4 protein-coding genes and 1 pseudogene are annotated in these 4,496 nt (G+C 72.6%); 2 read left to right on the top strand and 3 right to left on the bottom strand.

Annotated features, from left to right (window positions below; translation table 11 throughout):
• Positions 1-13: 13 nt before the first annotated feature.
• Positions 14-1,081 carry an O-antigen ligase family protein gene (locus ACNFOC_RS51330; protein ID WP_416965854.1) on the top strand — a complete coding sequence of 356 codons (1,068 nt, stop codon included), beginning with the start codon at positions 14-16 and terminating at the stop codon, positions 1,079-1,081.
• A 15-nt stretch (positions 1,082-1,096) separates the two neighbouring features.
• On the opposite strand, the gene ACNFOC_RS51325 is transcribed toward ACNFOC_RS51330, so the two are convergent.
• Positions 1,097-1,642, bottom strand: a complete 546-nt coding sequence (locus tag ACNFOC_RS51325) for a hypothetical protein (protein WP_416965852.1) — start codon at positions 1,640-1,642, stop codon at positions 1,097-1,099.
• Positions 1,643-1,748: 106 nt separating this feature from the next.
• The gene (locus ACNFOC_RS51320; RefSeq protein ID WP_416965851.1) at positions 1,749-2,534 is read right to left on the bottom strand and encodes a glutamate racemase; all 786 of its coding nucleotides are present in this window, start codon (positions 2,532-2,534) and stop codon (positions 1,749-1,751) included.
• A 69-nt stretch (positions 2,535-2,603) separates the two neighbouring features.
• On the opposite strand from ACNFOC_RS51320, the gene ACNFOC_RS51315 reads away from it, so the two are divergent.
• Complete coding sequence (locus tag ACNFOC_RS51315; RefSeq protein WP_416965853.1) at positions 2,604-3,770, top strand: glycosyltransferase; 1,167 nt, start codon at positions 2,604-2,606, stop codon at positions 3,768-3,770.
• Between the two features lie 4 nt (positions 3,771-3,774).
• On the opposite strand, the pseudogene ACNFOC_RS51310 reads toward ACNFOC_RS51315, so the two are convergent.
• Positions 3,775-4,398 (bottom strand): annotated as a pseudogene (locus ACNFOC_RS51310) (TerD family protein); the annotation flags it as partial.
• Positions 4,399-4,496 lie beyond the last annotated feature (98 nt).

Genomic DNA, 4,496 nt, shown 5'->3' with positions numbered 1-4,496 from the left:
GGGTTCCACGGGGATGGTGTCGGCGACCGGTCCGGACGCCGACAGTGAAAGACGAAACGTTTCGGATGCGGCGGGCATCACGGTGCTCGGATCGTGTGCCGCGTGGTCGCTGATCACCGCCGCCATGCACGACGGCCGCCCCGAGGGCGTGCTGCTCGCGGTCCTCGCGGTCGCCGCCGGTTACGCGTCGGGGCGGATCTCCGGAGCGCTCGTACCGGTCGCCGCGCCCTGCGTGGGGGCGCTGGCCGGCCTCGGCATGGCGCTGGCCGAACCGCATCTCGCGCCGGGCCCCCAGTTCGCCGTACCGCTGGGCCACGCCGGTGCGACCGCGGCCCTGCTGACCCTGGCCGTGGGTGCCGCGTGCTGCTCCGCCTGGGCCGCCTCGGCACCGGCCCTGCGGCTCGCGCTACGGCTGCTGGCGGCCGGGATCACCGTCACCGCGGGCGTCCTCGGCTCGCTCGCGGGATTCGTCCTGTGCACGGCGGTACTGCTGTGCTCGCTCGCCGCCGGCCGGATGCGGCACCGAGGTCTGGGCATCGCGGGCCTGGGCCTGCCGACGGCGCTGGTGACCGGCGCGACCTGGGCCGTCGCCGGAAACGTGCTCCCGGGCGGGCTGACCGCGTCCCTGGAGGGCCAGTTGACCCCGCACCGCATCCAGCTGTGGCAGGACGCCCTGCACATGGCTCACCGGGACTCCGCCCTGGGGGTGGGCCCCGGACGCTTCGGAGAACTGAGCAGCGCGGCGGCCGAGGCGCTGCTCCCGGACGGCAAGCCGCACTCCGCGCCGCTTCAGCTGGCGGCCGAGCAGGGAATCGTCGGCGTGCTCCTGCTGGCGGCGGCGTACGGCTGGGTGCTCCACGCGCTGTGGCGCACCACGCGTTCCACCCCCATCGCGCTCTCCGCGGCCGCCGCGCTGACGGGGCTCGCGATCGTGGCCTCGGTCGGCGACGCGCTGAGCTTCACCTCGGTGTCGGTCGGCGCCGGTTTCCTGGCCGGGCTGGCCACGGCCCACCCGATCGCCGACGACCCCTCACACACCGCACTGGACGCACACGCGCGTGGTGATCGACTGGCCCCATGACGGGCGGGGAAAGCGTCAGTGCGCCGCGCCGGACGTGGGCGGCACCAGCCGGTCCGTGATGATCCGTACGGCCGCCTCCGCGTTGTCCACGGTGATCGTGAACGTGTGCCCGTCCCACAGCCTGAGGATGATGCCCTCACCACGCCGTACGACGACCGCGGTGCCCTTCTCGGGCCGCCAGCGGTAGCCCCAGCCGCCCCACTGGCGCGGGGTGACGTGCGGGGCGAACTCGGCGCCCGCGACGCTCGCGAGAGGGATGCGGCGGCGCGGCACACCGATGTGACCGCAGCGCACTTCGAGGGACTCCGTGTCCACCTTCAGGCCGACGTGCACGAAGGCGAGCGTGCCGAACAGCATGAGCAGTCCGGCCGCGATGCACCCGACGACGGACATGGCGAGCGGGGCGACGCCGGACGTCCAGGCGGAGTCCACGGCCAGCTCGATGCCGAGCGCCATGCAAGCGGCACCGGCGAGCGCCAGCAGCCACTGGAACCGGTTGGTCGCGCGTCCGGTCCAGATCACGGTCTGCGGGAAGGTTTCGTCGCGGGGGTGGTCCCTCATGCCTACGAGACTACTCAGGTTTCGCTGCGCGGGTACGGCGTTGCGGAGGGTGACCGTTTTGTGGGGCGACATGGTGGACGCACAGCGTCGGGTGCGTCGCCGGTGGTCAGTGGGCGGGGGTGACGGCCCGCAGGAGCCGGCCCTCGGCGTAGACCGACGCGGCGGCGGGCAGCGCGCCCTCACGGCCGTTCAGGAGCACCGTCACGGTGCCGTCGGGCAACGCTTCGGGGGCGGGTTTTTCACCGATCCGGCGCAGCGCCTGGGCGGCCACCGCGTCGGCGGAGCCGTGCAGGACGAGCGGCGGGCGGTCGGGGCGCTGCACGGCGGCGCGGATGCGTTCGGCGACCAGTTCGTAATGGGTGCAGCCCAGGACGACGGTCGTTACATCGTCGGGGGTCAGCTCGGCGGCCGCGGCGACGGCGGCGTCGATGGCCGGCTCGTCCCCGTGTTCCACGGCCTCGGCCAGTCCCCAGCACGGGATCTCGGTGACCGGCACGCCGTCGGCGAAGTCCTTGATGAGGCCGCGCTGGTAGGGGCTGCCGGTGGTGGCGGGCGTCGCCCAGATCGCGAAGGGCGTGCCGCCGGCCGCGGCCGGCTTGATCGCCGGGACCGTGCCGATGACCGGGATGCCGGGCTCCAGGCGGTCGCGCAGGGCCGTCAGGGCGTGCACGGTCGCGGTGTTGCAGCCGATGATCAGGGCGTCGGGCCGGTGCGCGGCGGCGGCCTCGGCGACGTCCAGTGCGCGCCCCGTGACGTCTTCCGGTGTCCTCGGTCCCCAGGGCATGCCTGCGGGGTCCAGGGAGAGCACGAGGTCCGCGTCGGGACGCACCCGCCGTACCGCCGCGGTGGCCGCCAGAAGGCCGATTCCGGAGTCCATCAGCGCGATCTTCACCCGGCCACGATAGACGATGGCCTCTGTGGACCCGCTCCCGTGGGGCAGACTGCGCCCGTGAGCGCCATCGTGTGGATCGCCGCCGGATCACTCGCCGCCTGGCTGTGGCTGCTGTTGTGTCAGGGCTTCTTCTGGCGCACCGACATCAGACTCCCGGCCCGCACCGACCCGGACGACTGGCCGTCGGTCTGCGTGGTCGTCCCGGCCCGCGACGAGGCCGCCGTACTGCGCGAGAGTCTGCCCTCGCTCCTCGCCCAGAACTATCCCGGGCGGGCGGAGATCTTCCTTGTCGACGACGGCAGTTCGGACGGCACCGGGGAGCTTGCCCGCGAGCTGGCGTCCCGGCACGGCGGGCTCCCGCTGACCGTGGACTCCCCCGGCGAACCGCCCGCGGGCTGGACAGGCAAGCTGTGGGCCGTACGGCACGGTGTCGGTCTGGCACGCGCGCGTGAGCCCGAGTACCTGCTGTTGACGGACGCGGACATCGCTCATGCCCCGGACAGCCTGCGGGAGTTGGTGGCGGCGGCGCGCACCGGCGGCTTCGACGCCGTGTCGCTGATGGCACGGCTGCGCGTGGAGAGTCTGTGGGAGCGGCTCGTGGTGCCGGCGTTCGTCTACTTCTTCGCGCAGTTGTATCCGTTCCGCCGGATCGGCAGGCGGTCGGCGCGGACGGCGGCCGCGGCGGGCGGCTGTGTCCTGCTGCGCACCAACGCCGCCGAACGGGCGCGGATCCCGGACGCGATCCGGCAGGCGGTGATCGACGACGTGGCACTCGCGCGGGCCGTCAAGGGCGGCGGGGGTCACATCTGGCTGGGGCTCGCCGAGCGGGTGGACAGCGTGCGCCCGTATCCGCGGCTGCACGACCTGTGGCGGATGGTCTCGCGCAGCGCTTACGCGCAACTGCGGCACAACCCGCTGCTCCTCCTGGGCACCGTCCTCGGGCTGGCGCTGGTGTATCTCGTGCCGCCGGTGGCCCTGTCCACTGGTCTGGCCGTCGGGAGTACGGCGACCGCGGTCCTCGGCGGTCTCGCGTGGCTGGTGATGACAGGGACGTACGTCCCGATGCTCCGCTACTACGGGCAGCCGCTGTGGCTCGCTCCCCTGCTGCCGTTCACCGCGTTTCTGTACCTCCTGATGACCGTCGATTCCGCGGTGCAGCACTACAGGGGACGCGGTGCGGCCTGGAAGGGCCGCACGTACGCGCGTCCCGACGCCGTCGTCGGCGACGAGAGCTGAAGGCTCACTTGCGACCTGGGGTCCAGTTCATGCCCCACCCGTAGATGCGGTCCACGGTCCGCTGCGGACTCACCCCTCGGTCGGGGACGAGGTAGCGGGCCTCGCGCTGCACGACGAGATCGCCCCCCGTGTTGGTGATCAGCGCGAGCGCGCACACCGTGGAGGGCACCGTGCACTCGTCGAGCGAGAAGTCGATCGCGGCACCGTGCTGCGGCTGGAGGGTCACCGTGGCGTGCAGGTCGGCGAAGGAACGGGCGCCTTCGTAGATGGTCACGAAGACGAGGATGCGCCGGAAGTCCTTGATGTGGTCGAGGTTCACGGTGAGGTTCTCACCGCTCGCCGACGCGCCGGTGCGGTCGTCGCCGTCGAGATGGATGTACGGGGGCTGCCCCAGGGAGCCGTACGCGTTGCCAAGTGCCTGGACGACGCCCTTGCGGCCGTCGGCGAGTTCGTACAGGGCGCACAGGTCGAGGTCGAGGTCCGCGTGCATCGCGACCGCCCGGCCGCGCTTGCTGCCCCAGCCCGAGAACTGCTTGCGCACCTCCCAGTTGAGGTTCACGCGCAGGGCGCCCGAGGTGCCGCCCTGCTTGGTCAGGGAGACCGAGGGGGCCGCCTTGGTGAGCGTGAGGGCAACGTCACCACCACGCATCTCAACCCGGGCGACTCCTTCACCAACCCGGACGGCTCGACCACCACGCTGAACGACAACGGCACGCTGACCACGAA

The organism is Streptomyces colwelliae (genome assembly GCF_048158785.1).
Classification (GTDB): Bacteria; Actinomycetota; Actinomycetes; order Streptomycetales; family Streptomycetaceae; genus Streptomyces.
This window is presented reverse-complemented; position numbering and strand designations above follow the sequence as displayed.

Excerpts from the sequence above, each read along its gene's own strand:
- ACNFOC_RS51330 (WP_416965854.1), top strand. The coding sequence starts at position 14 with ATGGTGTCGGCGACCGGTCCGGACGCCGACAGTGAAAGACGAAACGTT.
- ACNFOC_RS51325 (WP_416965852.1), bottom strand. The coding sequence starts at position 1,642 with ATGAGGGACCACCCCCGCGACGAAACCTTCCCGCAGACCGTGATCTGG.